We start from the raw sequence: 25,014 nt of genomic DNA, 5'->3' as shown, positions 1-25,014 counted from the left end.
CGCGCAGGCCCGGCGGGCCGCCCGACCGGTACCGCAACGACCAGGGCCAGATCGTCGACCGCACCACCGGCCAGGTCCTGCACGACCAGAACTCCGACCGCACCCTGCTCTCGACGCGCGCCCACAACCGGCTGGTGCGCCTGCGCGGCTACCGCATCCTCCACCGGGGCGGCAAGGCCGCCCACGGGGCAACGGTCGGCCTGCCCGCCAACATCCGCCGCGCCCGGCAGAGCGGCTCCCGCTACGCACAGGACGCCCGCCAGCAAGTCCAGGTGTGGGCCAACACCGGGCGCGAGGACGCCCGGGCCTGGGGCGACACCCGACGGCACGTATCGCGAGTCATCCGGAGGAACAGCGCCACCAGCAACGGCTCATCCACCAACCATCCCACGCCACCCACCCGCACATCACCGGCCCCGACCCGCCCCTCCTTCCCGCCCCGCCCGACCACGCCGCCCCGTCCAACTGCCCCGCCCCGCCCGACGACACCGCCTCGGCCGACGGCACCGCCTCCGCGCCTGGGCAGTCCTACACCCACGCCCCGGTCCAATCCCGGCGGGGCCGTTCTTCCCGGCGGCGGGAGCGCGCGTAGCCAGACGCGAGACGAGGCGAGAGCGCGGATGCAGGAGCTGATGCGGCGCACCGCGCCCGACGCGGAACGCTTGCGACGGGAGCGGGCTCGCCGGCGGAACGAGGACGGTGAGGACGAGTGAGCCGGCCCGGGCGCCGTACGAAACGGATCAGGCGGTGGGCATGCGTGGTCGCACTGCTGATGTTCGCCGCCGTGTGCTGCGGCGTCCCGGTGTCGGGCGCGATCGGCGCCTACACGGCGCTGAAGACGGGAGTAAGCGACGACGGCGGGATCGCCGAGGGCGGCAGCGCCGCAGACATCCCGGCGCGCATGCTCACCGCCTACAAGAAGGCCGTCCCGCAGGTCGGCCAGTACGTGCCGAAGTGCCAGGGCATACGCTGGCCCATCCTCGCCGGGATCGCCAAGGTCGAGTCCAATCACGCCATCGGCCACAACATCGCCCCAGGCGGCGACATCACCCCCAAGATCTACGGGGTTCTCCTCAACGGCTCCGGTGCCGGCGGCAACACCACCGCCGTCGCGGACACCGACGGCGGCACATGGGACGGCACCGCGAACGGGGAGCGCGCCGTCGGGCCGTTCCAGTTCCTGCCCTCCACCTGGAAGTCGACCGGGAAGGACGGCAACGGCGACAAAACCGCCGACCCGCACAACGCCGACGACGCCGCCCTCGGCGCCGCCGTCTACCTGTGCGGCAACGGACGCAACCTGACCCAGCGTTCGCAGCTGAAGTCCGCGATCCTGCAGTACAACCACTCCGACGCATACGTCGCCAACGTGCTCGGGTGGATCGGCCAGTACACGGCGGCCTCCAAGGACCCGGACCTGAAGAACGTCACGGGCAGGATCCGCACCGTCATCGAGGCCGCGCTCTCCCAGCGGGGTGTCCCCTACTCCTGGGGCGGCGGCGGTACGAACGGTAAGTCGTACGGCACCTGTTGCTCGCCGAGCGGCAAGAGCGGCGCGAGCGTCAAGGGCTTCGACTGCTCGGGGCTGACCCAGTACGCGTACGCGAGAACCGGCATCAGCCTGCCGCGCGTCGCGGCCGCCCAGGCCGGCGTGGGCCAGCGGATCCCCGCAGGCCTCGGCCCGCTCGTCCTCAAGCCCGGTGACCTCGTCTTCTTCGCCACCGCACCCGGACGCGATTCCACGATCTATCACGTCGGGATCTACCTGGGCAGCGGACAGATGGTCAACGCCCCCCGCCCGGGCACCGTCGTACGCCTGGACGCCGTCGAGGCGATGTCCGGCTACGCGGGAGGAGCACGGCTCCTGTGACCACCACTGTCCGATCACCGCGCCTGCTGGTACTGAGCACCACCATCCTCACCATCGCCAGCGCCGCCCTGCTAGGCGTGCCGCACGGTCAGGAACCGTCGGCCCCGGCTGTGGCGCCGACCGTGCACGCGACCACGATTCTGCCGTCGGTTCCGCCGGCGACCGGTGCATCGCCCACCGGCAGGCCGGCTGCCGGCACGGCTGCCCCTGTGGCTCCTTCGGCAGCGACACCGCCGGCCGTCGAGTCCGCGCTGCCACCGCACGGCGAGGGAGCGGCCGGCGACAAAGCCGTCCAGCGGAACCTGGTCGCAGCGTGGCCCGCCGATCTTCCGGCCTCCGACGAGCGGGAGTTGCTCACCGCCGGCCGCGCACTGCTGCGCGCCGACGCCACCGGCATCGGCCGCACGAAGTGGCCCACGGTCTTCCCCGACTCAGGTGGAACGGTGGCCCCGGCGTTCGCCACCGCCCGTTTCCGTATCCAGGCCGCGATCGCCCGCCGCGACCACAGCCCCAACAAAGCGGTGGTCCATCTGGTGTGGGCCGGCACCGACCGCGGCGGCACCTTCACCGACCTCCGCATCACCGACTGGCACTTCACCCGCACCCTCACGAAGGGAACAGCGACATGGACTCCGCAGCCCCGCACCTGACCGGCCAGACAGACCAGACGGCATCCGGTCAGATCCCCGGCCTCATGGTCGGCATCGTTCACGCCGCCGGCTGGCTGATCACCTACTGGTGGGTGGTGGCCACAGCCACTGTCGTCGTCTGGACGGCGAGCGAGATGGTGGTACGCCGCCTGGCGCGCACGGCCTCGGCCGAGCGGATGGCATTGGAGCTCGTGCCCTCACGGCACTTCGACCCCGGCTTCGAAGAAATCTTCCGCCGCGGTGTCCAGCTCGCCCGGGCCTCCACGAGCATGCCGTGGTGGGCACCGCGCCGGTCGAAGACCGTGCAGATCCGGCTGCGGGCAGATGGCTCCAGCCCGTTGCGGTACCGGATCGAGGGCCCCGCGGGCGGCGAACGTCTCCTGACCATCACACCGTTCGGGCCCGCCGTGACCGTGAACCGGGTCCGCCCCCTGACCGACAAACGCCGCGACTACGTAGTGCGGGCGGAGTTCATCCTGCGCGGCAAACCGACCGCGCCCTTGCGGGAAGTCCCCCTCGCCCCCGACCCGCTCCAGCCGCTGATCGACGCCGTCTGCGACCTCCGCACCGAGCTGGGTGACCTGGCCGAGATCCGGCTCAACATCCAGCGCGCCCCGAAGTGGGCGCTGCGAGCCCGTCGTCTCCAGCTCATGACGGACGCGCGGCGCGCGGAGCGGCGGGAGGCCTCGCGGGCCGCCCGGTGGATGCGCCAGGACGCCAGCGGCATCGACGACTCGCTGTCCTGGCAGTTGCAGCAGCTGGTGGCCGGAAAACAGGGCGGGAACGGGCGCCGACTGATCATGCCGCCGGTCCCCCGCCGAGTGGACCCACAGGAGGCGCTGGGCAAACTCGCCGAGGACGACCACCTCGTGCGCGTGCAGCTCCTCGTGATGTGCGCCTCCAACCTGGAAGGACGCGCCGAAGCCCGCCTCGCTCAACTCCAGGCCGCCCTCGACGTGTTCGGCGGCGGCTCGCGCTGGGCAATGCGCGGCTGGAGAACAGGACCGTGGCGGATCGGCGCCGACCACTGGCCCACTAGGCATAGCTTCGAACGCCGCTGGAACCTGGGACAGTGCCAGCCACCCCGTCCCAACTGGGTCCGGCTGGAGGAACTGACCGGCCTGCTCAAACCACCCACGATCCACTGCCGCCTGCCGCTCCTCGCCGCAGACCTGCCGACGTTCGAGCACAAGAATCCCGACCTGCTGCTGCAGGGCATCTACCGCGGACCCGACGGCCGCCGACGCCTCGTCGCCACCTACGCGAAGGAGACACTGTTCGAGGTCGGGGTCGGTAAGGCAGGCGGCGGCAAAACCGAACGCGCGCTCACCCAGGCGATCGGCTGGGCGCACGCCGGCGGCGGGCTGATGTTCATCGACCCCCACCGCGACTCCTGGCCACGGGCCCTGCCCTTCCTCGCCCACGACCACCTCATGCAGCGGATCGCGCTGATCGACCTCAACGCCAACGGGCCTTCTCCGCAGCTCAGTTGCTGGAACCCGATCGGAATGCACCAGGGGCAGGTGGCCCACGAGGTCGTCGAGGCGACCGCAGATGCCTATGCGTCCGTGCTCGGCTGGGACGACGCCACCGCTCCGCGCGCACTCACCATCTTCACCGCCGCGCTGACAGTACTGGTGGCCCTCAACGAAGCAGCCTGCCAGGACGGGCGGCCAGAGGACCAGGCCACGATCTTCCACGTACGGCCGCTGCTCTCCGACCCGGACTTCCGTGCCACCGCACTCACCGCGATGCGGGGACGCCTGGACGAGGAGACCCGCTCCTGGTGGCGGACCGTCTTCCCGGCCCTGCCCACCGACGCCTTCGGCGTCGTCCTCAACCCGATCGCCCGCCTGTCCACGAACCCGGTGACCCGCGCGTTCCTGGGACAGCCCGCCGGCGTCTACAACATCCGTGCCGCGATGGACTCACGGATGATCGTATGGGTCTGCCCGGGCGGCAACGGGCCCACCGACCGGCTCCTCACCGCACTCCTCGCCCACGACCTGCTGCGAGCCGTCCGCTCCCGCCGCGACACCCCCGAACACCAGCGGGTTCCGTTCCGCCCCTACTTCGACGAACTGATCACCCTCACAGGCGCAGCCCCCGAAACGATCGCCTCCATGTTCGAGGACTTCCGCAAATACCGGGTCCACGTCCACGGCATGACCCAGCTGCTGGGCCGCCTGCCCATCCCCGTGCGCCTCTCCCTGGTACAAAACGCCTCCACCCTCGCGTCGACCGCAGGCTCGCAGTCCGCGATCGCACCCATCACCGCGGAGTGGGGCGACCGCCCCAGCCCGGACCTGGTCGCCTCCCTGGACCGGTTCGAGCACTACATGTCGCTCACCGTGGAAGGACGCCGCGTGGGCCCCGTCCGGATCACCGGCCCCCACCTCGACGACGTCTTCGCCGACTACGCCCGCCCCGACCAGACCGCGGCACTGGAGCACGCCGCCCGGGTCACGGCCGGCACCGCGCCGCTCAAGACACTCACGGACCGGGCCGCAGACCAGCTCACCCGCGTGCGCGGCTTCCTCGCCCAGCACGCCCACCACACCTCGCCGAACACCCAGCCGACCAAGAAGCGATACGAGTGACCCCCGCCTTCGAAACCACGCCGGCCGCTCGAAAGCCGAGCCCCGTCGAGCCGCTGCCGCACCAGATCCTGGCCGTACTCGGCCAGCACCGCATGGCAACCACCAACCAGCTCCACCAACTGCTGCGGCCCGGCGCCGCACACCAGACCATCTCCGCGCCACTGAACAAACTGCGCCGCGAGGGCCTGGTCGACTACACCGTGCTGCCCCAGTCCAACCGGTCCCGCGCCTGGTACCTCACCAGCGACGGCGCCCGCCTGACCCGGGACTTCCCTGCCCTGCGGGGACGGCCGCCGTACCCGATCAGCTCAGGCACCGCTGCCTCGCTGAAGACGCCGCACACCCTCACCGTCCTGCGCAGCCACCTCACGTTCGTCACCGACGCCCGCCGACGCGGCGACGAACACGGCCACCTCGACTGGACACCGGAGGTGGCCCACCCCCTCAGCGACAGCGAACGGATCATCGCCGACGCAGTGATGCACTACACCCTCGTCAGCGACGACGAGCGCACGAAACTACGGGCATTCATCGAAGTCGACCGGACAACCATGGGCAGCGAACGCCTCGCCACCAAACTCATCGACTACGCACGCCTGTGGACCTACGAACCACAGCACATCAACCGCCCGCGCTCACGGCAGCCCGCTGCTACCGGACCAGTGTGGCTGCGCTGGTACCCCGTCTTCCCCCGAGTGCTGTTCGTACTGACCGGGGCCTCCCGGTACGTCCTGGGCAACCGCATCAACGACCTGCAAGCCATGACAGCAGAACACCCCCTCGTCGCCACACTCGCCCGCCAAGTCCTCATGGGCGCAGCAATCCTGGAAGACCTCGAAGAACACGGACCCACCAGTGACATCTGGGTGCCGCTTGCCGGCGGCAAGCCACGGCCATGGACCCAGCTGTAACACCCCACCCACCACGGCCGAATGTCGCAGCTTCGTCACTGCCACAGAAACCGCTTGATATTTGCTCACGCGAACCAATAGTTTACTACTGCACATCGGAGTGTCGGCCTGAACAGGCCTTACATACACCGACATTAGGAGATGCCGGATGGCACAAGCTACTGGTGAGATTCGCAGCAACGAAGTGTGTGCCGTCGGCACGTGGCCTGTCTCGACCCAAGCCGTCACGCACATCGGGAGCGCCTGCGTGGTCGAAGGGAGCGGCGACTTCGACCTGGACGATCTGTGTCTGGTGCGCGGCCAGTTCCCCGACCGGCTCGTCACCCTCGACGGCGACGTAATCACCGTATGGCCGCCATCCTCGCCCACTCCGTGAGCCGACTCCCCCTCCGAACAGCAGCCGCCCCGGCGCACGGGCACCGGCCATCGCGACCAGCTCACCCCATGACCACTCCACGGAAAGGACTCACTTCCATGAGCACAGGGATCACCGCGGCGCTCGGCAAGCGCCTGACCGCGCTGACGATCACCGCCGGGCTGGGCCTCGGAGTCGCCGGCTGCTCGAACGGCCGCCCCCAGCACGATGGCGTACCGGCGGCAGCATCAGCGCCCGGCGAGTCCACCCCGCGCGAGCAACTGGTCCGCACGGGCGAGCCGCTGGCCCAACTCCAGGGACAGAACGGCCTGTCGCTGACGATCACCTCGGCCGAGCGGGACCCGGCCGCCTACCTCACCGTCCGCGGCAACCTGAAGAACGACAGAGCCGAACCAGCCGTCGTCCCCGCCGAGTTACGCGGCGACGAACTCGACGTCCTCAGGACCGGACCGTCACTGGCCGGGGCCACCGTGACCGACTTCGGCCGGCACAAGCGCTACTACGTGCTGCGCGACACGAGCGGCCACCCCCTCACCACGACCGGCCTGTCCACGCTGAAGGCCGGTGAGAGCGTCCGCGTCTTCATGCAGTTCCCCGCGCCGCCCGCGACGACAAACACGGTCGGTTTCCAACTGCCCCTGTTCGACACCGCGACCATCAAGATCTCCGGATGAGGTGAGGCACCGCATGCGTCGGATCCGATCCCGCTTCACGGTCCCGCTCTTCACTCTCACCCTCCTGAGCGCGGCCCTCAACGTGGCCGCAGGCGGTATCCAGCAGGCAGCCGCCGGCCCGCACCGGAGCGGCACCGGCCTCGCGCTGCGCGGCGGCGCGACGCTCGCCCCACCCAGAATTCTCGATATCGGTTCGGACGCTGTCGCTATCAGACAGGTGGTCGGAGACCAGGACGGCTCCGAACGGCGCCAGGACACGAACGCGGAGGTGACATACGAGCTCCAGGCAGAGGTGCTCTTCGCCAAGGACAGCGCACAGCTGAGCAGTTCGGCGCAATCCCGCATCGCCGCGATCGCCCGGGAGATCAGCCAGCAGCAGTCGTCGAAGGTCCGCGTCTTCGGTTTCACCGACGATCTCGGCTCCTCCGCCCACGGCGACGTCCTGTCCACGCAACGGGCCCGCGCCGTGCAGACCCTCCTGGCCGACGGGCTCCCGCCAACGGTCAGATTCGAAACCCGGGGGTTCGGCGAACGGCATCCGATCGCTTCGAACACCGCGGAGGCCGGCCGGAGAGAGAACCGGCGGGTCGAGATCTCATTCCAGCCAACAGGAAGATGACCAATGAAGCACCAAACGCAGTGCACGCCAGACCGTCTGCGGGCAGAACGAGCGAATACACAGGACACGAGTTCTGAAAGCGACCCGATGCGACCCGAGTTAATTGAGTCAACTCGATTAGGTTACCGGGAAGTTCGCTGGCATATGCGTAATCTTGCGGCCACGCAAACGCATCACCACAGCTCGACCAGGCCGCAGGCTGGGCATGGACACTACAGAGCCCGGTGCTGCGGTCTCCACGCATCGCGTTCGTACGGGGAGACATCGTGACACGTGCACAACGGCGCCTGGGAAGGCTCGCCTCCGTTCGCATCCGGGGGTACGCAACCACCGTTCTGATCACGGGTGGCCTGGTAGTACTGACCGCCTGCGGAGGTGGCGGTAATTCCGACTCATCCGCCACGAATTCGCCGTCGGCCAGTAGCGCATCTACGCCGACGACCGCTTCAGCAAGTGCGGATCCGCAGGCTCAAGCCAAGGCCGATGTCCTGAAGGCCTACGGCGCCTTCTGGGGTGAGCAGGTCAAGGCGTACGCGAAGACCGATATCAAGGGCACGGCCCTGAAGAAGTACGCCACAAAGGAGGCCCTGGGCCGCGCCATGGGCGACGTGCTGGTCATGCAGAAGGCTGGCACCGCTACCACGGGTGCGCCGACACACGACGCGAAGGTCACGTCACTGACGCTCACCAGTGCGACGCCCAAGGCCACTGTGCAGGACTGTCTGGACATCTCGGGCTGGAAGACCATCAAGAAGAAGACGGGCGCCGTGCAGCCATTCCCGTCGGCTCAGCCCTTGCGATACGTGACGACAGCGAAGGCAGAGGAGTGGGGGAAGCAGTGGATGATCACAGAGCTCACGCCAGACGGAACCCGCACATGCTGACGCTTTCCACGGTGACCACGTTGATAGCTGCAGCCGCGCTCTGCACTGTGCCCACGGCGCCAGCAAGCGCCGACGACGACCCGGTTATCGGCGGCGACTGCGCTGGCGCGAGCTCCTACGTCACGGTCTGCGAGCAGCGGCCGGGAAACTCGGACGGCCAAAGCCAGTCGGGCGATCAGCCCGGCAAGGGATCGGACAAGGACACCAAGCCCCAGGTGTGCTCGGTGGAGCGTCTCGATCCTCAACCTCCCGCCAGCGACCCGGTCTGGAACGGCCACAAGCCCGGCGACGGAGCGATCTACACGCGGGTATGCCTGAGCGACGCTCTCGCGGCCGCCGCAGGAGCGCAGATCGTCCCCCAGGTCTTCTGGGCAGCCCAAGCCCCTGCAGTCAACGTCGACCCCGATCAGTTGGCCCGCGAGGCCGTGGACCGGATGCTGCTGACCGGTCCGAACATCGCAAGTCCGCGCGCGGCCGGACAGTATCTGGTCGGCGTGCCGATGTGGATGTGGATCGACGAGAGCCCCACCACCTACGGACCCAACACGGCCTCAGCGTCACTGGCTGGTGTGACGGTCACTGCAACGGCGAAGGTCACCAAGCTCGGCTGGAAGATGGGTGACGGGTCATTTGTGGAGTGTCATGGGCCTGGCAAACCGTACGCAGCTTCGTACGGCCAGCAGGAGTCCCCCACCTGCGGCCACACGTACAGCCTGACGTCTGCCTCTCAGGCCGGAGGCAAGTACGCCCTGACCGCGACGGCCACGTGGACGGTCAACTGGCAGGTTGTCGGGGGCGCCGGCGAGACCGGCCAGTTCACCGAAACCCGTCAGTCCCAGATGCAGGTGGCGATCGGTGAACTCCAGGTCGTCAGGTACGCCGCCGGAAGGAGCAAGCGTTGAGCAAGACCCAAGAACGCATGGGAACACCCAGCGCAAACTCAGTCCCCCAGCACGGGCAGGTGGCCGGCCCCGTGGCTCCCCCACGGGTGTCCGCCCGCAGGCGTCGGCCAGGAGTGATCGCACTGTCCCTGGCTTTGATCGCCGCTGGCGGAGCGGGTGTTGCCGTCCTTCTGCTGCAGGTGGGCCACCGTGCCCAAGTGGTCACCGTGGTCCGCGACGTCCAGGTCGGCCAGATCCTCACCGAACGGGACCTGGGGACGGCCTCGATCTCCCTGGACCCGGCGGTAAAGGCCGTACACGCGGACGATGTGAAGGCGGTAGTGGGCAAGCGGGCGGCCGTGGAGCTGAAGCCCGGCTCGCTGCTGACGCCGTCTCAGGTGACCAAGGACTCTCTGGTGAAAGCCGGTGAGCAGCTGGTGCCGATCGGGCTCAAGCCCGAACAGGTTCCCGCCACCAGTCTGGTGCCCGGCCAGAAAGTAGACCTGGTCCACGTGCCCGCACAGGGCGCAACAGACACGGACAAGACATCCACAACCCCAGAGACGATCGCCGGTCGGATCGTGAAGGCCTCCAAGGCTGCCCCCGGTACCGGGATTGTGGTCGTCGACGTCGCGACCTCCGCCGCCGACGGCCCGACCGTCGCCGCGTGGGTATCGGCGAGCGCGCTGCGCCTGGTACTCGCTGCTCCGGACGGCAGCTGATGGCCGTCATCGTGCTGGCCGGCTGCACCGGCGCACCGGGGGTGACGACCAGTGCGCTCGCGCTGCTGTTGTCGTGGCCGCTGGAGCCGGGCCGGAAGATGATCCTGGCGGAGTGCGACCCGGACGGCGGGGCGGTGCTGCACGGGCTGTTGCAGGGCACGCTCGGTGACCGGTACGGGCTGCGCAACCTGTCCGTGGCGGCCCGCAGGGGCGAGTTCGGCGACGCCTTCTGGCGGCAGCTGATCGACCTGAGCGGTGAGGACGGCCAGCGGGAGTCGCCGCGTGACCGGCTGCTGCTGCCGGGCATCACCGACCCCGCGCAGGCAGCGAGCCTGGGCTCGGTGTGGAAGGGCCTGGCGACCATGTTTCGCGGCATCGAGACCGATCACGGTCACGATGTCCTGATCGATCTCGGTCGCGGTGGGGCCTTCGGTCTTTCCGGTGTGCTGGCCGAGCAGGCAGATGCCGTACTTGTGGTGGTGCGCAACACGCTGCGCTGTCTGCAGGCGGCCCAGGCCCGGGTGACGGCGCTGGAGGAACGCGTCGGGGACGTCGGCCTGCTGGTGATCGACGAAGGCCCGTATCCCGCGGGTGAGGTGCAGCGGGTGCTGCAGGTGCCGGTGGTGGCGACGCTGCCGTACGCACCGGAGGAAGCCCGGGTGCTGTCCGACGGCGCCGAGCAGCCCCGCCGCTTCACCAAGTCGCCGCTGATAAAGGCCGCCCGCACGAGCAGTGCCCTGCTGGTACAGCGGGCCGCCGTGCGCCGCGCCCGACTTGATCAGCGCCGCGCCTTCGCGGCGGGGAGGTGAACCGTGCAGGCGAGACCTCTGCATAACGATCCCACGGTGGCTCCCCCACCCGGCCGCCCTCCACAGGCGTGGCCCCAGCAGGCTAACGGGAACCCGGCCGGTTCGGCCTCAAGTCCGCTCCCGGTTGGCGCCGCAGCACCGCAGCTCAGCGTCGACTACCAGGCCGCCCGGAACATCGCGGCCCAAGTCGCCCGGCAGCGCGAGGAGTTGCTGAAAACCGTCCCGGGCATGGACCGGGATAGCGAGGAGCAGCGCTGCCTGGACTGGATCAACGAGGCGGTCGCGTTGTGGTCGGACGCGCACGCGATGACACCGCACGAGGACGGGGCGCTGCGGCGTGCCGTCTATGACCTGCTCTACCGGGCCGGGCGGCTGCAGCCGTATCTGGATGAGGAGCGGGTCGAGGACATCATCATCCAGGGTCCGAACGAGGTGTGGCTGGACTACGGCGACGGTTCACGCCGGATGGTCGGTCCGATCGCGGACTCGGAAGAGGAACTCCTCGAATTGCTGCGGGAGTTGGCCCGTGGTTCCGGGCACAGCGAGCGCACCATCTCCACCGCGAACCCCACCCTCGCCCTTTCGCTGCAGGATGGCTCCCGCCTCCAGGCGATCACCGGACTCGGCCCGATGACGTACGCGGTCATCCGCCGCCATCGGGTCGCCCACTCAGGCCTCGACGACCTGGTGCGGCTGGGCACGATCGACCTGATCCTGCGGGAGTTCCTCGGCGCGTGCGTGCGCGCGGAGAAGAACGTCATGATCGCGGGGAAGCAGAAGGCGGGGAAGACCACACTTTTGCGGGCGATGCTCAAGGAGTTCGACCCGGACTGCCGCTTCGCCACCATCCAGACCGAGGACGAACTGTTCGCCCACAACAACGGCTACCACCGCCAAGTCGTCTCCCTGGTCGGGCGTGAGTCCAACGGGGAGAAGGACGTCACCGGCCGCGGCGCGGGTGAGATCACCCTGCTGGACCTGATGCATCCCGCGCTGCGGATGTCGCTGGAGCGGATCGTGGTCGGTGAGGTCCGCGGCCCCGAAGTCGTGGCGATGATGCAAGCGCTGACGAACGGATCGGGCGGCAACCTGTGCACCATCCACGCGCGTCGCCCCGACATCGTCTTCGACCGGATCGCCGAACTGTACGCACTCGCCCAGGGCAATCTCTCTGAGCAACTCGCCTACCGGCAGACCGCCAACGGCCTCGACTTCATCGTGTTCGTCGACATGACGGACGAGACGCAGATCGGCGGCTCCCGTCACCGCTACGTCTCCCACGTCCTGGAGGTGACCGGGATCGGCGAGGCCGGGCGCCCGGCGACCAACGAGATCTTCGCTCCTGGAAGGGGGTTCGGGGAACTGCGTGCGGTGCCGCAGATGGACCCGGGCTGCATCGACGACCTGCGCCGCGTGGGCTTCGATTCCGGCCTGCTCCAACTGCAGTACGGAGCCTGGGAGCAGCCACTGGAGCTGAAGGTGGGGGCCAGCCGGTGATCCTGTTGGGTGCGCTGCTCAGTGGCATGGCCGTCATCGGCGGACTGATCGGGGTCATCGCCGGTGTGGTCGGGACTTCGGCGCCGCGCCGGGCCCCGCTGCGTGAGCGGTGGAAGGCGAGGCGTGGCGGCACGGAGCAGGGCGAGGATGTCCGGCTGCGACGGCGCACGCTGACCGCCGCGGCGCTGATGATGTTCGTGGGCGTGTGGTTGGTCTCCGGGAATTTCGTGGCCGGTGCGATGGTGGGTTCGTCCGTGGTCGGGGTGCCGTGGCTGGTCTCGCCGGCGCAGATCGCTCAGGAACGCATCGGGCAGCTGGAAGCCCTGAGCGAGTGGACGCAGCGGCTGGCCGGACTGTTGCGGCTGGGCATGGGCCTGGAGCAGGCGATGATCACCAGCCGCAGGAGTGCCCCGGAAGAGCTCGCCGAGCAGATCATCAACCTCTCCGACCGGCTGCGTTTGGGATGGCGTCCGGAAGATGCCCTGCGTGCCTTCGCTGACGAACTCGACGACATCACCGCCGACAAGGTGGCGGCCGCGCTGATCCTCGCGGTCAACGATCGCGGCCCGGGCCTCGCCCAGGGCCTTGAGGATCTGGCGGCCACCGTCCGCGATGAGGTCGCCGGCAAGCGGAGGGTCGAGGCCGACCGGGCCAAGTCCAGGACGACCGTACGGTGGATGACCCTCATCACGCTGGGCATCGTCGTCGCCGGATTCTTCGTGCCGTCCTTCACTCGCCCCTACAACACCCTGCTGGGGCAACTGGTGTTGGCGTTCCTGACCGCCGGATTCGTCTCCACGCTCGCCCTGATGCGCTCGCTGGGCACCTTCCGGCACATCGCCCGATTCCTGATCGCCGACGCGCGCAGCACCGTCCGCCTGCCCACACCCGCTCCAGAACCGGCCCGGGAACGTGAGCTGGAAGGAGTCACGCCATGAATCTGCTTCCCGTCGTAGCAGCAGGGGGCACCGTGGGTGCTGGCGTCGCGCTGCTTGTGCGTGAACTGCTGCGGCCCCAGCCCGCGTTGGCGGCGGCGCTCAAGCGCACCGGTCCGGCAAGCCTGAGCATGCACGAGTCGGAGCTGGACCGGGAGGAGCTGTGGGGCAGGTGGCTGCTGGCCCGCCTGGAGCACCTGCCTGGCGTGCGGATCCCCGTCAAGAACCTTGCTCTGCTCGGGCAGGGGCCGGGTCAGTTCATGCTGAAGAAGACGGCGCTGGCCGCGCTCGGCCTGCTCTGCCCCGTGCTGGTGTCCGTTCCGTGGATCATCGCGGGCGTGTCGCTGCCCTTCTACGTGCCCGCAGCCGCCGGACTGGCCATCGCCGCCCTCCTGTTCATCACTCCCGATCTCGCGGTACGTGATCAGGCCAAGCGGGCGCGGGAGGAGTTCGCGCACGCTCTGTCCGCCTACCTGGACCTGGTGGCACTCAAGCGGGCCGCTGACGCCGGGCCCGCCGAGGCACTGGAGAAAGCCGCTGCTGTCGGGCGGGGCTGGCCGTTCCTGTATCTGCAGGGAGCGTTGCGCCGGGCCCGGCTGGAGAAGATCCCGCCCTATCAGGCGCTGTCCGAACTCGCCGACGAGTACGACCTGCCTGTCCTGACGGATGTGGCCGACATCATGCGCGGTTCGGCCACCGACGGGGCCGCCGTCTACAAGGCCCTGCGGGCCCGCACCGCCGCCCTGAACACCGAACTCCTTGCAGACCAGGCCGCCGAGGCCAACGCCGCCAGCGAAAAGATGACCGCCCCCGGCGCCCTCCTCGCCGTCCTGGTCATGCTGCTGATGGCGTTCCCTGCGGTGATCCGCATGCTCACCGTCTGAACCCTTTTCCCGACCGTCGAACTCACTGAATCTGGTGGAGGAGCACGCACGATGAAGTACACCGCATTCCGGTCCTACCGTGCCGCCCGCTGGCTGGCCACGCGCATGGCGGACGCCTCCCATCAGCCGGACCGTGGCGACATCAGCATCACCACCGTCATCATCTGGGTCGCCGCCGTCAGCGGCGCCCTAGCGATCGCCGGCACGATCGCCGTAGTGATCGCGAAATACAACCTGAGCCTGAGCGGGATCTGATGCCGAGCGGCGCCCGTATCCGGGCCTGGTGGAACGGGCGGCGCTGGAGAGACGACCGCGGCGACTCCTCTATCCAGATGGCCATCGTCTTCCCGTTCATCCTGCTCACCACGATCGCCGTCATCCAGGCCTCCCTGTGGTACTACGCACGCGAGATCGCCCTGACCGCCGCCCGCGAAGGCCTCACCACGGCACGCGCCTACCAGGCCTCCCCCGCCGACGGCACGGCCCGCGCCCAGGAGGTCCTCACGCGCAGTGCGGGGGACAGCCTGCGCGGCTACAGCGTCTCGGCCAGCACGGACGGACAACGCGTGCGCATCCAGGTGTCCGGTACGGCTCTGTCGATGATCCCGGGCCTGTCGGGCCTCAAGATCACGCAGTCGGCGTCGGGGCCCGCCGAACGCTGGACGACTGTGGGAGGGTGAATCCGTTGCGTGTCAGGGCCCGTTGGAAGCGTGCGGCCGGCCGGGACGAGGGCAGCGTCGCGATCGAGGCCGCCATCGTCCTCCCGCCACTGATCATGTTCCTGTGTCTGGCGATCGCCGGCGGACGCCTCGTCGTGTCCGGTGCGAAAATCGACTCGGCGGCCGAGGACGCGGCGCGCGAGGCATCCATTCACCGCACCGTGGCCGCCGCTCAGGACACCGCGCACGCGGCCGCCCTCGAGTCTCTGGACGATCAGGGCATCACGTGCGCGTCCGCCAGCGTGAGCGTGAACACCGGCGGACTCAACGTGCCCGTGGGGCAGGTGGGGACAGTCACTGTGACCGTGAGCTGCACGGTCAACCTGTCCGATCTTCTGCTGCAGGGCGTGCCCGGTGCCCGGACGCTGACATCGACGGCAACGTCAGTAGTCGATCAATACCGGCAGCGGGGAGACTGATGACCGCGTGGCTGGCAGGCAGGTACTGCGGTCGGCTGGACGACCGGGGTGGCGTCACGGTATTCGTGGCCGTGTGCGTGGTCGCGTTGATCGGCATCATCGGGATCTCCGTCGACGGTGGCAGCAAGATGCGCGCCACCGAACGCGCCGACTACATCGCCGGTGAGGCCGCCCGGGCCGGCGGGCAGGCCATCGATCCGGCGCAGGCCATCACCGGCAAGGCGATCGTGGCCGATCCGCAGGACGCGCAGGCCGCAGCCCAGGCCTATCTCCGCTCGGCGGGCGCCGCCGGATCGGTCAGCGTGTCCGGGGACGGCAAGACGCTCACCGTCACCGTCACCGACACCTATGCCACGAAGTTCCTGCCCGTGGTCGGGATTGGCTCTCTCGCGGTGACCGGCCACGGCGAAGCGACCCTCCTGCACGGCGTCACCGCACCGGAAGGAAACTGAGTGCGCACTCCTCACTCCCCCGCGGCAGCCCGTTCCCTCCCGGCCCGGATCGTCACTGCGGCGGGCAGTTTGCTGGTCCTGGCCGGCGCGGTTGCCGGGCTGCCGCTGCTGCTGGCCTGGGTGACCCCCGTCCTGTGGGCGTCCAGCCGCGACGACCTCACGCACCTGCTGGACCGGCAGGACACCGGCGGGGCGTTCCTGCTGGTGCTCGTCGCCGTGGGCTGGATCGGCTGGGCGCAGTTCGCGTTCTGTGCCGTACGGGAGTTGAGCGCGCAACTGCGCGGCCGTTCCTGGCACGCTCCGCGCGGGCTGGGTGCCTCGCAGCGCGCCGCGGCCGTCCTGATCGGCGGGATCCTGGTGCTGCTGCCCACCGGCTCGGCACTGGCCACCCCCGCGCAGGCCGCCCCCAGTGCCACGGCCGTCCAACTGCCGGGTCAGGTACGCGCGGAGAGCGCCACCGGGGACCGTTCGGCGTCGGCCGCCGACAGCGCGCAGGACGCGACGTACACGGTGCGGGAGGTGCGGCCGGCGGAGAGTCTGTGGAGCATCGCCGAGAAGGAACTCGGCGACGGCGAGCGGTGGCGGGAGATCGCCGCCCTCAACGAGGGCCGCGCCATGGCGGGGGGCAAAATCTTCCGCGCGAACAGCTTCCTGCAGCCCGGCTGGCAGCTCAGGATGCCTCATGCCGCAGCCGTGGCAGTAGGCCTTCGTACGCAGTTGGACGACGGCAGCCCCGCCGCCGGCAGTGAGCACGCCGTCACGGTCCACGCGGGCGACTACCTGTCGAAGATCGCCCAGGAGGAGCTCGGAGACGGCAACGAGTGGCCGCAGCTGTACGAAGCCAGCCGAGGCAAGGCGCAGCCGGACGGACTGCCCGCCATCACCGACCCGGATGTGGTCTTCGCAGGACAGCAAGTCACCGTGCCCGACGTCTCCTCCGGCCAGCACACACCACCACACGACCGTGACGACGGCGAGAAGGCGGGCGGCCAGGAGACCACTACTCCCCCGGCTACCCAGACGCCCGACAGCCAGACGCCGAGCGATGACACGGGCGACGAGCAGGCGCCAACACCGGGCACCACCACGGCTCCCACTCCGGAGTCCACACCGTCCAGCATCCCAAGCAGCCGCTCCGCCGAGCAGCCCGGGCAGAAGCAGCCTCCTTCCGCGACGCCTACGCCCAGCACCAGCTCCGCTCCCTCTGCTGCCTCGCCGTCAGCGTCGTCCGAGGCGTCGAACTCCGCTGCCCCCTCTCCCGCCGCCACAGCGACCGCGACACCAGTACCGACTCCGGCCAGCAGTCCGCTGAACCTGCGTACCGTGCTCGGCGCCGGCGCGCTGCTGGCCGCCGCCGTCACCGGCGCTCTGGCGCTGCGCAGGACGCTGCAGCGCCGCCGCCGTAAACCCGGCGAGACGATCGCCATCGCGCCCGAACCCTCTCCGGCCGAGGCCCAGTTGGCGGCGGCCGCCGAGCCCGGAGGTGCTGCCCGCCTGGACGTGGCCCTGCGGACGATGGCCTATCAGGCGGGTCAGGAGGGAGACGAAGCGGCCCTGCCGCCGCTGCGGGCAGCGCGGATCGGTGCGCGCGCGGTGGAGGTGCTGCCCGAGGACCTCGCCCAGGAGCCGCTGGCGCCTTTCGCTTCCGGGAAGGCCGGTTGGTGGGTCCTGCCCGCCGACGCGGATCTCCTGGACGAGGAGACGGCCCATCAGGTGCCGGCGCCTTATCCGGGGCTGGCCACGATCGGCAGCACCGAAGCGGGAGACCTCGTTCTGCTCAACCTTGCCCGCGTGCAGGCAATACTTCTGGACGGCAACCCGGTCCACATCACCGAGGTTTGCATCTCCCTCGCCCTGGAACTCGGGATGAGCCCGTGGGCAAGCGACGTCGAGGTCGTCACCATCGGGTTCGGCGAGGACCTGCCCGGCCTGCTGCCCACCGCGCGGATCGCACACATGCGCCAAGCCGCACACGCGCTGCGCGATCTGAGCGAGCGGCTACTGGAAGCACACCAGCTGCCCGAGACCAGTCACCAGCCCTACCTGCTGCTGTGCGCAGCGGCACTCGACGCGGACACAGCCTGGGAGTTCGCCGAGGTCATCGACAAGGCCACAACGGTGCCCGTCACCCTTATCGCGCCAGCGAGTACTGCGGCCCCGCATTTCCCCGAGGCAGAAATCCTCAACGCCTCGCTCAGCACACCGCAGCCTCTCGACTCCGTCGGTGCCGACATCACCGTGCAACGCCTGGAGCACGCCGCCTATCAGCAGATCACCGACGCACTGACGTTGTCCGCCCAGAGCGCCCACCCTGCCGAGGGGCCCTGGCAGGACGTACCGGACGAGCCCGACAACGCCGTGACACCCCAGCAGACCACGCCGACAGAACCCCTGGCCACGCCCGAGTCCGACGAAGCCACCACGAGCCCTCCGGTCACGCCGTCAGCGGACAGCGACATCTTCCCGGCTCTGCTCGCCGCCACCAACCCGTCCGGACTCCGACTGCTACCCACCGCTGACACGACGCCGCCACAAGCCAAGGCCAACCTCCAGAGTGCCGACACGGCGACGCCGTCCACCGCAGAGGTCCCGGAGACTGACGACCGGGACGGCGGTGACGAAGTCCCCCAGCCGGAGGCCACGGAGGAGTGCGAAGCCCATGACCTACACGCGCCGGAGATCCGGGTACTGGGTCCGATCCACGTGACCGGCGTGGAACGCACCGGCCACGGCCCACGCATGGCACAGCTTGCCGCGCTGCTGTACTTCCGGCCCGGACGCGGTGCGGACGTTCTGTGCTCCGACATGGATCCCATCAGCCCCTGGTCGCCCGCCACTCTCAACGCCCGGATGCAGGGCCTGCGCAGCTCCCTGGGCAACGACCCTGCTGGCAATCCCTACGTGCCGCGCCGCAAGGCCGCCGACGACCCCTACCGGCTCGCCCCCGGCGTGCGCTGCGACTGGACCCGCTTCCTTCAACTCGTTGAACGCGCGCTGCCGCTGGGACCGTCCGGCCTCCCCGACCTGGAGCGGGCACTCACTCTGGTGCGGGGCCGGCCGTTCGGCGGCAGGCCCATGCCGTGGGCCGAGCCCTACCAGCAGGAAATGATCACGCGCATCGTCGACGTGGCACACACCATCGCCACCCACCGCACGCCTGCCGGACCGCAGCACGATCTCAACGCGGCCCGCCAGGCCGTCGCGACCGGCCTCGACGTCGACAACACGGCCGAGCTGCTGTACCGGGACTGGCTCCGGATCGAGCACTCGGCCGGGAACCGGCAAGGCCTTCACACCGCCATCGCGCGTGTCCAGCAGGTGAACCGGGCGTTGGGCTGCTCACTGGAATTGGAGACGGAGCAGCTCATCAACGACCTGATGGGCACACCGCGCTCCTACGGGACGCAGCTCTGATGACCACGCCCCCTGCGATACGGCCCTCCTCGTCACCGGTCCACAAACCCCCACCAGGCCCTCCTGCAGGGCGTGGTCCGCACCGTGCCCCTGCCGCCTTCAGCCGTACCCAGCGGGTGCTCATCGGCGTGGTCGTCTCCGGTGCGGTGGTCATCGCCGGTATCGGCTTCGCCGGTTCGTACGCCGCGGTACGCGAACTCGCCCTGAAGAAGGGCTTCGGTAACTTCGCGTACGTCTTCCCGGTCGGTATCGACGCGGGTATCTGCGTCCTGCTCGCCCTGGACCTGCTCCTGACCTGGATCAGGATTCCCTTCCCGCTGCTGCGCCAGACGGCGTGGCTGCTGACGGTCGCGACGATCGCGTTCAACGGCGCCGCCGCCTGGCCCGACCCGCTCGGTGTCGGTATGCACGCGGTGATCCCGATCCTGTTCGTGGTCTCCGTCGAGGCGGCCCGGCACGCGATCGGCCGGATCGCCGACATCACCGCCGACAAGCACATGGAGGGCGTCCGCCTCACCCGCTGGCTGCTCTCCCCCCTCCCGACGTTCCTCCTCTGGCGCCGGATGAAGCTGTGGGAGCTGCGCTCCTACGAGCAGGTCATCAAGCTGGAGCAGGATCGTCTCGTCTACCAGGCCCGCCTCCACTCCCGCTTCGGCCGCGCGTGGCGCCGCAAGGCCCCGGTGGAGTCCCTCATGCCCCTGCGGCTGGCCCGCTACGGCGTCCCGCTCGCGGAGACCGCCCCCTCGGGTCTGGCAGCGGCGGGCATCGAACCCGAACCCCCGCCACCCGCGCCACAGTTGGAGGCCATTCCCCCCAACAGCCCGGCCCCGGTCGGCCCCGCCTCGGACAGGTCCGTCACTCAGACAACCCGAACAGAGGCGACAGCGCTGCGAAGAGAACAAGTTCCTGGCCCCGATCTTGAGAACAACGAGCCCCCCGAACAGCCGGAACACGTTCCGCACCCTGGGCCGGAGGACGAGGACAACTCGCCTCCCCAACAGCTCCAGCACGTCCAGCAATCCGGACCGGACGCGAGTTCGTGGTTCAACGGCACGCTGCAAGAGGCCGCCTACCAGGGCGGCTACCCGCCCTGGTACAGCCTGGAGCAGTACGCACGCGGGCATGAAGAGCAAAAACGGGAGCGGAATGAACCGCCTGCCCTGCACACCACTCCGGATGAAACGGCTTCCAGCTCCAGTCCCCCAGCCCGCATGACCTCAGAGGCACTGCACCCCGGTCACTCCGCAGACGCCGTGTCTCCCCCGCGAAATGCGCAGGCTCCACGTTCCGGCCAGGATAGAAAACCCAACACGGCGTCTCTGCCCGGCGAGTTGACGCCCGGCCAAACGACGGCGCCCCCACGGAGCAGCCTCAGTCCTGTCGACCGCTACTACCTGGCCTGGCAGGACCTCCAGCAACAGCACAAGACAGAGCCAGACGCGACCGAGCTGTCGGCGTATCTCGCCAGTCAGGGGATCCTGGACCGCGAAAACCAGCCCCTCAGAGCAAAGACACTGGCCCGCTACTTCCTTCAGTTCCGGATCTACACCATCTGGGCCCAGCACCGAGCCATCGATGACCATCCAGCCCCCGACCGCGTCGCCAAGGACCTTGCACAGCACGGCATTACGGCGCAGTACAACCAGCCCATCCACACACGCGACCTCGAAAAGCACCACAGCAACTTCGAGCGCCGCTGGCAAACCCTCCACCGTCAAAGAACGTTCTGATCCAGGCAAGCCACCACACCCCCAACGCCGTTGGCAGCAACATCGCCCCGATCGTGTCCAGCGGCCCTCTGCAGCAGCGTCTGGCACACCCCACCGGCCAGGCAAGATACCGAAAGCGGAGATGCCACACCGCAGCGGGCCAGGGATCGTAGCGAGGAGGGCTCGGTCAGCCGCCAGCCAGCCGCCAGCCGGAAGGAGTTGACGACAAGTACGGCGAGGGAGGTCAGGAGTACGTCGGCGATGCGGGTGCATCTGGCGAGGGCCCACAGTTCGTGTAGGACGAGGTCGGTGCCTTCCGCGCCTGCTGTGGCAGTGTGCCGCCTTCAAACACCGTCGGCGTGGAGGAACCTCCGGAGCTGGACGGCCCAGACGATGCGAGCAGTCGAGTACCAAATCCGTCTGGTCCAGGCCCCATTCCCGGGTAATCGTCAAGACCTGTGGATGGGGTGGGTTGTCATCTCGCATTGCGCCGCGGTCGCGCTGAGGGGAAGCTTCGTCACTCCGCAGGCCGTGGCCGCCTCAGGCAAAGTCTGCTGCGGTGATGCCATCGGGATGTCCGGTCGGCCACTCCACCAACTCGATCCGGTAGCCGTCCGGGTCCGTGAGCCACGACGTTTTCGGGCCGTGAGGGCCGCCCGGGTACTGAAGGGGGTCGGGCGTCAGACCGGCTTCGGCCAGCGTCCCCAAGGCCGTGGCAAGCCCCTCCACCTGGATCGCGAGTTGATCGAAACCGTTGCCCACGTCGACCGGCCCCTCGCCGGGGCGGTGGACCAGTTCGAGCAAGGCCGCCGGTTTGTCGGGGAACTTGAGGATCACGAGGCGAGCCCCGTCGCCGCCTTCGACCCTGCCCAGTTCGGCGTAGCCCAAGACGGTGCAGAAACGGAGCGAGCGGTCCAGGTCGGTGACCCGGGAGGAGACAAAGAGCGTCTTCACGCGGCCTCCTTGGGTCGACGCACCCGGTAGCGGAGATGCGTAGCGTCTCGATCCTCGAGCCGTTGGACGAGGGCGAGTTCGATGTGATCGCTCCCCAGGTACTCGAACAGCCGTCGACCGTCCCTGAGGAGGACCGGAACCAGGTGGATCTCCATCTCGTCCACCTGCCCGGCTCGCAGAAGTGCTTGAGCCGCCCCCGCCCCATGGACCATGACCGGCCGGTCCCCTGCGGCTGCGCGATCCTGACGTGCGCAGTCCCTGACATCGGTGACGAAACGTGCGCGGCCGGGCGGCACATCCCCGTCATCCACATGGTGGGTGAGTACGAAGATCGGCACCCCGTCGTGGTGGTCGCGCCCTGCCGGCGCCCGGCACGTTCGAAGGTCCGACGGCCGGAGATCACCGTGCCGGTCGCCAGCGCCTCGCGGTAGACCTGGCCGCTCGGGCCGTCGGACTCCCGGTCGTCGAGCCAGTTGAAGAGCCGTCCACCGTCGCGTCCGAGCTCCTGCCCTGGTCGATCGTCCGGGCCGGCGACATAGCCGTCCGACGGATCGAGGACCTGCCACACCCGATTCGCTGTCGCCGCGTGCTCGCCCCCTGCCGCGACACCTTCCACGCGGTCGTACCGCACGGGAACGGGCGCCGAAATCGACGTGAGGAGCCGATACCAGCTGACCGTGTCGTCCAGCCACTCCCGCCCGAGAACATGCTGCGCGGTGACCTGGCCATGTCCGGACAGGACAGGACAGCTCCCGGTCCCTCGTAGACCGACTCCGCCGGCACAGACCCCAGGAGGCCGGTCGAAAGGTCGAGTTGTCGAGTTGAGGAGTTCCCGTTGGGCGGGTGATCCGTACCGTGTCCACCAGCAGCGTCGACTCCAGCTTCTCCCGCTCCGCCTCGGTATCGATCGGCGTGCTCACGAAGGGCTGCCCGACGTGCTGGACTGGGTGTTCTGATCCAGGAACGTCGTGCGGACCACGGCCAGAGTGGAGGTCTGCCCGACATCGAGCACCCGCCACGTGCGGCCGATCGCTGCCGGGTCGGCCGCACTGACGACACTCACCGTGTCCTCGCGTGAAGCCACCGGGGCGTCCAGAGGCGTGATCAGCTTGCACTTCGACGTGGAGTCGTCGACGTACGCCTGCCCTTCCAGGTGTCTGACTCCCAGTTGGTGACGATGAGGTTGGTGAACAGGATCTGCTTCCTCCGGGTGGCGGTCGTTGGCGTCTGCGGCGGCTCCCAGCACGGAAGGAGCGAAGGGTCGCCGAGCGCCAGGATGATCAGCTCTCGATGAGCATCCCGCCGCGCGGCTTCATGGGCTATCTGTGTCTGGCGAGCCTGATACCACAACGAGGCCGTCACTCCGGCCAGTGCAGCTGCGGAGAAGAGCACGGACAGCGCACCGTAGGTCTGGCTGACGTTGCTCAGCCGCGCCCAGTCCAGATCGTCTGGGGCAAGCACGTTCAGAATGAATGGGGTCCCGAGGATGAGTACCAAGGCGAACAGGGCGCTGGAAGCGACAACAAGTGCCCGACTGTTCCGAGATGACCTTGCCTGCAGACTGAACATGTTTCCCCCATCGTGAGTCGCCGCCCGATCTGAACAGGGTGGCAACTGGCAGGCAGCCGATCAATGGAGGCGGCGTTGCCCAGACCTCGATGACACGCCCTCAAGATTCGTTGTCACGGGACACCCGCTGGCTAGACATCACAGCTGCGCCGTACGAGACGAGCCGTATCCGGGAGACACCCACGATGGCCAAGAAGCGACCTTAGACGAGACAGGCTGCCGCGTGAGCCGAGCTGGTGCAGCGGCCCTTCGAGGGGCTGCCCGGCGAGGGCGATTGGGTGGCGCTGCGCGAGCTGGTGTCCGCCGCCACGGTCGCGCTGCCGCTGAAGGGCGGCCTCCCTGAGGGCGTCCCGTCGGTCACGCTCGCCACGGGGCTGCCCATGGCCTGGCCGGCTGTCCGGTCTCAGTGAAGGTGGCGAACGCTTCGCTCAACATTGCGAGTGCTCAGGGGTGAGGTCGCGCGGCGCGGCCGATCCGAGGGCTACTGGACGCTAGGGTCCTGGGACGTGACGGAGACGAGAGAACGAGGCTGTTTCTGCGGGTGCGGCAAAGGCGCAGAGATGGGCAGGTGGTTCGTTCAGGGCCACGACGTCACCGCAGCCGCTGCCCTGCGAGCGGTGGAGCAACTGCGCCTGCCACGCCATCTGGTCTCGCTGGGGTTCGGCCCGGAATGCTCGGTGGTCGAGGCGGCCGTCCGGGAGGCGGGCTGGGTGCGCTGTGCCTGGTGCGCGCACGTCGGGCCATCGGCCAACCACGCCTGCACCGCCGACGCCCCGGCTGGCGACCAGTCACCCACCTCACCCGAACCTGGGCTGGATCAGGAGCAGGAACTCGCGCCACCGGCCCCCGCCGCGACGTCGCTGGCCGAGTACGGGGCCGCCCAGGGCCTATGGCTGCCGGGGGCGGACAACCCGTCGTGGGAGGCGGTGCCGCTGCATCTGCGGCAGCAACTGCGGGGCCCGGCGAGCGAGCTCGTGTCGCCGGTGCAAGGGCCGCTGGCGGCGCGGGAGAACCGAAGTCTGCTGAGCGCGGTACGGGCGGCCAGCCGGATGCGGATGACCGGCGCGCATTGGCTGCTGCTGCTGACTGCCGAGCGGGAGTCGTTCGGCAGCCCGCGCAGCCAGCGTGCCCAGAGGCTGTACGCAGTGCTGGAGCAGGTGGCGGCTCAGCACGCGGCGCCCGCCGCAAATGAGGGCGCCGGCCCGCAGGTTCGCCATGTTGAGCGAACCGTTCGCCACCTTCACTGAGACCGGAAACCGGCCCTGCGCCGCGACGACGGCTCGGTGCTGCTCGGCCTGCAGAACGACACGGCGTCCGGCGACATCAGCCGCGACCTCGCCGACACCCTCCAGCGCGCGCTGGCCGCGGAACCGGGCACTCCGGTGCAGGCCCGCCGCGCCCCGGCCGACGGTCCGCGACTGCAGGAACTGCTCGACCCGGAAGGCGCGTTGAAGCCAGTTGTGCAC

Annotated in this window: 24 protein-coding genes and 4 pseudogenes; 24 read left to right on the top strand and 4 right to left on the bottom strand. The window is 69.2% G+C overall.

The annotated features are described in order from the left end of the window. The 21 genes and pseudogenes from R6V09_RS14185 to R6V09_RS14085 all read left to right on the top strand — a co-directional run. Positions 1 to 713, top strand: a pseudogene (locus R6V09_RS14185) (hypothetical protein); the annotation flags it as partial. 44 nt (positions 714 to 757) lie between these two features. Beyond that, positions 758 to 1,870 (top strand): C40 family peptidase, encoded by a 1,113-nt coding sequence (locus R6V09_RS14180; protein WP_317881747.1) that lies wholly within the window; start codon positions 758 to 760, stop codon positions 1,868 to 1,870. After that, positions 1,867 to 2,520: a hypothetical protein gene (locus R6V09_RS14175; RefSeq protein ID WP_317881746.1), complete on the top strand. Its 654-nt coding sequence runs from the start codon at positions 1,867 to 1,869 to the stop codon at positions 2,518 to 2,520. The genes R6V09_RS14180 and R6V09_RS14175 overlap by 4 nt, the downstream gene beginning before the upstream one ends. Continuing rightward, entirely contained in the window at positions 2,496 to 5,120 is a 2,625-nt protein-coding gene (locus tag R6V09_RS14170) for an ATP/GTP-binding protein (RefSeq protein ID WP_317881745.1), read from the top strand. Before R6V09_RS14175 ends, R6V09_RS14170 begins: the two co-directional genes overlap by 25 nt. Then, positions 5,117 to 6,031 carry a replication-relaxation family protein gene (locus R6V09_RS14165; RefSeq protein ID WP_317881744.1) on the top strand — a complete coding sequence of 305 codons (915 nt, stop codon included), beginning with the start codon at positions 5,117 to 5,119 and terminating at the stop codon, positions 6,029 to 6,031. Before R6V09_RS14170 ends, R6V09_RS14165 begins: the two co-directional genes overlap by 4 nt. A 247-nt stretch (positions 6,032 to 6,278) precedes the next feature. Continuing rightward, entirely contained in the window at positions 6,279 to 6,407 is a 129-nt protein-coding gene (locus tag R6V09_RS14160; protein WP_317881743.1) for a hypothetical protein, read from the top strand. A 98-nt stretch (positions 6,408 to 6,505) separates the two neighbouring features. Further along, positions 6,506 to 7,081: a hypothetical protein gene (locus tag R6V09_RS14155; RefSeq protein ID WP_317881742.1), complete on the top strand. Its 576-nt coding sequence runs from the start codon at positions 6,506 to 6,508 to the stop codon at positions 7,079 to 7,081. A gap of 13 nt (positions 7,082 to 7,094) precedes the next feature. After that, a complete protein-coding gene (locus R6V09_RS14150) occupies positions 7,095 to 7,700 on the top strand; it encodes an OmpA family protein (RefSeq protein WP_317881741.1) in 606 nt (201 codons plus the stop codon). A gap of 266 nt (positions 7,701 to 7,966) precedes the next feature. Continuing rightward, positions 7,967 to 8,584, top strand: coding sequence for a hypothetical protein (locus R6V09_RS14145; RefSeq protein WP_317881740.1), 618 nt, complete (start codon positions 7,967 to 7,969; stop codon positions 8,582 to 8,584). After that, positions 8,578 to 9,486 (top strand): ATP/GTP-binding protein, encoded by a 909-nt coding sequence (locus R6V09_RS14140; RefSeq protein WP_317881739.1) that lies wholly within the window; start codon positions 8,578 to 8,580, stop codon positions 9,484 to 9,486. The genes R6V09_RS14145 and R6V09_RS14140 overlap by 7 nt, the downstream gene beginning before the upstream one ends. A gap of 17 nt (positions 9,487 to 9,503) precedes the next feature. Continuing rightward, positions 9,504 to 10,187 (top strand): SAF domain-containing protein, encoded by a 684-nt coding sequence (locus tag R6V09_RS14135; RefSeq protein WP_317881749.1) that lies wholly within the window; start codon positions 9,504 to 9,506, stop codon positions 10,185 to 10,187. Next, positions 10,187 to 10,996 (top strand): hypothetical protein, encoded by an 810-nt coding sequence (locus R6V09_RS14130; protein WP_317881738.1) that lies wholly within the window; start codon positions 10,187 to 10,189, stop codon positions 10,994 to 10,996. Before R6V09_RS14135 ends, R6V09_RS14130 begins: the two co-directional genes overlap by 1 nt. 3 nt (positions 10,997 to 10,999) lie before the next feature. Beyond that, positions 11,000 to 12,493, top strand: a complete 1,494-nt coding sequence (locus R6V09_RS14125; RefSeq protein ID WP_317881737.1) for a CpaF family protein — start codon at positions 11,000 to 11,002, stop codon at positions 12,491 to 12,493. After that, the gene (locus R6V09_RS14120) at positions 12,490 to 13,431 is read left to right on the top strand and encodes a type II secretion system F family protein (RefSeq protein WP_317881736.1); all 942 of its coding nucleotides are present in this window, start codon (positions 12,490 to 12,492) and stop codon (positions 13,429 to 13,431) included. The genes R6V09_RS14125 and R6V09_RS14120 overlap by 4 nt, the downstream gene beginning before the upstream one ends. Beyond that, the gene (locus R6V09_RS14115; protein WP_317881735.1) at positions 13,428 to 14,312 is read left to right on the top strand and encodes a type II secretion system F family protein; all 885 of its coding nucleotides are present in this window, start codon (positions 13,428 to 13,430) and stop codon (positions 14,310 to 14,312) included. The genes R6V09_RS14120 and R6V09_RS14115 overlap by 4 nt, the downstream gene beginning before the upstream one ends. Positions 14,313 to 14,363: 51 nt before the next feature. Further along, the gene (locus tag R6V09_RS14110) at positions 14,364 to 14,567 is read left to right on the top strand and encodes a hypothetical protein (RefSeq protein WP_317881734.1); all 204 of its coding nucleotides are present in this window, start codon (positions 14,364 to 14,366) and stop codon (positions 14,565 to 14,567) included. A gap of 77 nt (positions 14,568 to 14,644) precedes the next feature. Beyond that, a complete protein-coding gene (locus R6V09_RS14105; RefSeq protein WP_317881733.1) occupies positions 14,645 to 14,992 on the top strand; it encodes a TadE family protein in 348 nt (115 codons plus the stop codon). After that, a complete protein-coding gene (locus R6V09_RS14100; protein ID WP_317881732.1) occupies positions 14,989 to 15,450 on the top strand; it encodes a TadE/TadG family type IV pilus assembly protein in 462 nt (153 codons plus the stop codon). Before R6V09_RS14105 ends, R6V09_RS14100 begins: the two co-directional genes overlap by 4 nt. Further along, on the top strand, positions 15,450 to 15,902 hold the full coding sequence (locus tag R6V09_RS14095; RefSeq protein WP_317881731.1) for a pilus assembly protein TadG-related protein: 453 nt from the start codon (positions 15,450 to 15,452) through the stop codon (positions 15,900 to 15,902). The genes R6V09_RS14100 and R6V09_RS14095 overlap by 1 nt, the downstream gene beginning before the upstream one ends. After that, positions 15,903 to 19,316: a LysM peptidoglycan-binding domain-containing protein gene (locus tag R6V09_RS14090; RefSeq protein ID WP_317881730.1), complete on the top strand. Its 3,414-nt coding sequence runs from the start codon at positions 15,903 to 15,905 to the stop codon at positions 19,314 to 19,316. After that, the gene (locus tag R6V09_RS14085; protein ID WP_317881729.1) at positions 19,316 to 21,046 is read left to right on the top strand and encodes a DUF2637 domain-containing protein; all 1,731 of its coding nucleotides are present in this window, start codon (positions 19,316 to 19,318) and stop codon (positions 21,044 to 21,046) included. The genes R6V09_RS14090 and R6V09_RS14085 overlap by 1 nt, the downstream gene beginning before the upstream one ends. A gap of 519 nt (positions 21,047 to 21,565) precedes the next feature. Here R6V09_RS14085 and R6V09_RS14080 read toward each other — a convergent pair. The 4 genes and pseudogenes from R6V09_RS14080 to R6V09_RS14065 all read right to left on the bottom strand — a co-directional run bounded on the left by R6V09_RS14080 (position 21,566) and on the right by R6V09_RS14065 (position 23,548). Beyond that, positions 21,566 to 21,979 carry a VOC family protein gene (locus R6V09_RS14080; RefSeq protein WP_317881728.1) on the bottom strand — a complete coding sequence of 138 codons (414 nt, stop codon included), beginning with the start codon at positions 21,977 to 21,979 and terminating at the stop codon, positions 21,566 to 21,568. After that, positions 21,976 to 22,547, bottom strand: a pseudogene (locus tag R6V09_RS14075) (dihydrofolate reductase family protein). The gene R6V09_RS14080 and the pseudogene R6V09_RS14075 overlap by 4 nt, the downstream one beginning before the upstream one ends. Before the next feature lie 348 nt (positions 22,548 to 22,895). Beyond that, positions 22,896 to 23,075 (bottom strand): DUF6093 family protein, encoded by a 180-nt coding sequence (locus tag R6V09_RS14070; protein WP_317881748.1) that lies wholly within the window; start codon positions 23,073 to 23,075, stop codon positions 22,896 to 22,898. An 8-nt stretch (positions 23,076 to 23,083) separates the two neighbouring features. Beyond that, positions 23,084 to 23,548, bottom strand: a complete 465-nt coding sequence (locus R6V09_RS14065) for a DUF6082 family protein (protein ID WP_317881727.1) — start codon at positions 23,546 to 23,548, stop codon at positions 23,084 to 23,086. A gap of 230 nt (positions 23,549 to 23,778) precedes the next feature. Between R6V09_RS14065 and R6V09_RS14060 the strand changes: the two are divergent. The 3 genes and pseudogenes from R6V09_RS14060 to R6V09_RS14050 form a co-directional block, all read left to right on the top strand. Further along, a pseudogene (locus R6V09_RS14060) lies at positions 23,779 to 23,949 on the top strand (DUF5926 family protein); the annotation flags it as partial. Positions 23,950 to 24,165: 216 nt separating this feature from the next. Next, a complete protein-coding gene (locus R6V09_RS14055; protein ID WP_317881726.1) occupies positions 24,166 to 24,795 on the top strand; it encodes a hypothetical protein in 630 nt (209 codons plus the stop codon). 9 nt (positions 24,796 to 24,804) lie between these two features. Further along, positions 24,805 to 25,014: pseudogene (locus R6V09_RS14050) on the top strand (DUF5926 family protein); the annotation flags it as partial.

It is taken from the genome of Streptomyces sp. W16 (assembly GCF_033194735.1).
Classification (GTDB): Bacteria; Actinomycetota; Actinomycetes; order Streptomycetales; family Streptomycetaceae; genus Streptomyces.
The sequence above is the reverse complement of the archived record's forward strand: the minus strand, read 5'-3'. Positions and strand labels throughout refer to the sequence as shown.

Excerpts from the sequence above, each read along its gene's own strand:
- R6V09_RS14095 (WP_317881731.1), top strand. The coding sequence starts at position 15,450 with ATGACCGCGTGGCTGGCAGGCAGGTACTGCGGTCGGCTGGACGACCGG.
- R6V09_RS14110 (WP_317881734.1), top strand. The coding sequence starts at position 14,364 with ATGAAGTACACCGCATTCCGGTCCTACCGTGCCGCCCGCTGGCTGGCC.
- R6V09_RS14155 (WP_317881742.1), top strand. The coding sequence starts at position 6,506 with ATGAGCACAGGGATCACCGCGGCGCTCGGCAAGCGCCTGACCGCGCTG.
- R6V09_RS14065 (WP_317881727.1), bottom strand. The coding sequence starts at position 23,548 with ATGTTCAGTCTGCAGGCAAGGTCATCTCGGAACAGTCGGGCACTTGTT.
- R6V09_RS14135 (WP_317881749.1), top strand. The coding sequence starts at position 9,504 with ATGGGAACACCCAGCGCAAACTCAGTCCCCCAGCACGGGCAGGTGGCC.
- R6V09_RS14085 (WP_317881729.1), top strand. The coding sequence starts at position 19,316 with ATGACCACGCCCCCTGCGATACGGCCCTCCTCGTCACCGGTCCACAAA.
- R6V09_RS14105 (WP_317881733.1), top strand. The coding sequence starts at position 14,645 with ATGGCCATCGTCTTCCCGTTCATCCTGCTCACCACGATCGCCGTCATC.
- R6V09_RS14150 (WP_317881741.1), top strand. The coding sequence starts at position 7,095 with ATGCGTCGGATCCGATCCCGCTTCACGGTCCCGCTCTTCACTCTCACC.
- R6V09_RS14170 (WP_317881745.1), top strand. The coding sequence starts at position 2,496 with ATGGACTCCGCAGCCCCGCACCTGACCGGCCAGACAGACCAGACGGCA.
- R6V09_RS14130 (WP_317881738.1), top strand. The coding sequence starts at position 10,187 with ATGGCCGTCATCGTGCTGGCCGGCTGCACCGGCGCACCGGGGGTGACG.
- R6V09_RS14140 (WP_317881739.1), top strand. The coding sequence starts at position 8,578 with ATGCTGACGCTTTCCACGGTGACCACGTTGATAGCTGCAGCCGCGCTC.
- R6V09_RS14115 (WP_317881735.1), top strand. The coding sequence starts at position 13,428 with ATGAATCTGCTTCCCGTCGTAGCAGCAGGGGGCACCGTGGGTGCTGGC.